The sequence below is a fragment of the Bacteroidota bacterium genome, from assembly GCA_018831055.1.
In the GTDB taxonomy this organism is placed as follows: domain Bacteria; phylum Bacteroidota; class Bacteroidia; order Bacteroidales; family B18-G4; genus M55B132.
In genome coordinates this window covers 1-2,363 of record JAHJRE010000324.1, presented here as the reverse complement: position 1 = coordinate 2,363, position 2,363 = coordinate 1, and the positions used below count along the sequence as shown (strand labels likewise).

The window sequence follows — 2,363 nt, the reverse complement described above, 5'->3', positions numbered from 1 at the left end:
GTCCTCGAACTTACTCCGGCCGTTCGGATTGTAATTATGCGGGAACTCCGGCAGGTCCTCCGAGGAGAAACCTATTCTCGGCTTCATATACAAATCCATCTGCTGGCACTTGGCCATCATAAATTTCCACATATACTTCCTGGTGTGCACCCGTTGTTCCGGATGTATATAGCTGTACTTTTGCCCGTCGTCATCCCAGCTTTCCTGCGGTATGTACGGCTTTTTATATTTAATTCGCCAATTCCTGGCGTTGGCAACTGTGTGCTTTTTGCCGTAAACCAAAAGATTAAAATATGGCCGGGTGAATATCCAGTCTCTCTGCGCCTCGCTCAACCCGCCGGTATCCATCCCAAAAATCGCCGGCTTACCAGGTTGGAGTTTGATACTGTGATTACGCACCGCCAGAGCCATTTCTTCAATCCACGATTGCATCTTTGACCACTCACGGTGATGCTCTTTAATTTCGTGCACGAGGTCATAATAAACGTTGTCCAAATCAGCCGTCACTTCGACGAGTTTTTTGAACCAGGCTTTTTGCGCATTCACAAGACCGGTCTTTTTATCCGCCACAGAGTGATATATCGCATAGCGGTTCTCCAAGTCCGGCCACAGATGATCCGTAAATGAGTTCACATTGTTTGCAGGATTAAAGAAATGTCCCGGCCAGTCAATATCTGACTTATTCCGCCCGGGAGTATCGCCTGCCCGCAACTGCCAGCCGTTCCACATCAACAAGTGAATGATAATGCCTTTGGATTCGAGGTATTCGCACTGTCGCCGAAAGCGCCGCCAGTATCGCTCGTCAAATTTAGTTAGGTCGAATTGTCGGCTTCCGCGTCTTGTTTCTTTATACGGGAACAACATATTATCCAAAGACCCGCCGTTTTCTTTCGTAAACTTCTCAATATGCTTCCAGCTCAAAGGCGGATAGGCCCGAATATGGTTAATCCCCTGCTCAGCACCCCAATCGGCCCAAAGCTTATAGTCATAAGCATCCTCTCCCGCATAAAAAATAAAGTCCGACAGCCCCCCAAAGGACAACAATGGCTTGCCGTTGTGGGTAAAGTAAACTTTCTCAGTACTGCTTTTTTCCAGCCTCAGACCTTCACCGGCCCAGGCCCTCACCGCTGTTGTCAGAATTAGCACCACAACAATCCAAATAAATGCGATTCTTTCAATATTTCTGTTCATAAGTTTCCCTTCCGCACTAAGTTCGCTACTTCATTAGATCGTAGCAGATCAGGCACTCCTTGAAGCGGAGGTAAAGCTTGCCGTTAGCAACAACAGGAACGGTCCAAGCGTAATCGCGGGTGTCGGGGATCGCTCCGCGGAACTCGGTGACTTTCTTGAAGGCCTTCGGATTGGGTCCAACCAGAAACAGGTCCCCGCGGTTGCTCAGGCAGAGCAGGTGCCTGTCAACAAGGACCATTGTTCCACATCCCACCTGTTCTCCCGCTGACCACATCAGTTTGCCGGTCTTGAGCTCGACGCACTGGAGCTCGCCTTTGCCGGTACTCATCCCCGAATAGCAGTAGATGTATCCGTCCAGAATGATCGGGTCAGAGTGAAGCGAGGCGATGATCTTATCTTTCCAATGTTCCCAGACCTTGGTAGCTTTCGTTCCGGCGACCCTGACCAGCTTACACCCGCCGCCTCCGTAACCGGAGGTGATGAAAACCGTATCGCCGTCCACCGCCGGAGTGGTGGCGAAGATGTCGAGCTTGCACCACCAGGGTGATTCCCAGATTTTCTTGCCGGTCCTGGGATCGAGGCCGGCGATTCTTCCAGGCGTGTTTCCGTCGCGCCCCTCACCGCCAGCACCGTTAAAGACAAGAATCTGGTCTCTTCCATTCAGCCTGGCGAGGATGGGAGATGCGTAACCCGCGACTCCGGTGATATTTGATTTCCAAACCACCGCGCCGTTTTTCTTGTTGAACGCAATCGTCTGGGCTCCTCCACCACCCTGAACAATGACCAGCTTCTTATAGACCAGGGGGGAACTCGAGTGACCATAAAGAGGCGTTAGGCCGCCTTTGTCATGGACATTTCTTATCCACTTTAGTTTTCCATCTTTGAGGTCCCAGCACGACAGATGGCCCATCCTGCCGAAGGTGTAAACCTTGTCACCGTCTATGTAAGGCGTGGCGCGGGGACCGCCGCCCCAAAGGCTATCTCCGGGCGCGGCGTATTGTTTCTTCCAAAACAGCCTCCCCGTATCGGCGTCGAAGCAGAAAACTTCGTCCTGGTCATCGTGCCGGCCGGGAACGACAACCTTGCCGTCCTTGACGGACACCGCCGACCAGGTATCGAACTTGCTGTTCTTTGTCTGGAGCTCGTTGTATTCCCAAACTTTTTTCAGCCCG

General features: G+C 51.7%; 2 protein-coding genes. Both read right to left on the bottom strand.

Annotated features, from left to right (window positions below):
- Window positions 1-1,191: hypothetical protein (locus tag KKA81_17380; GenBank protein MBU2652702.1), on the bottom strand; the 1,191-nt coding region annotated here is incomplete at its 3' end.
- 25 nt (window positions 1,192-1,216) lie between these two features.
- The coding region (locus tag KKA81_17375; GenBank protein MBU2652701.1) for a PQQ-like beta-propeller repeat protein at window positions 1,217-2,363 on the bottom strand (1,147 nt) is incomplete at its 5' end.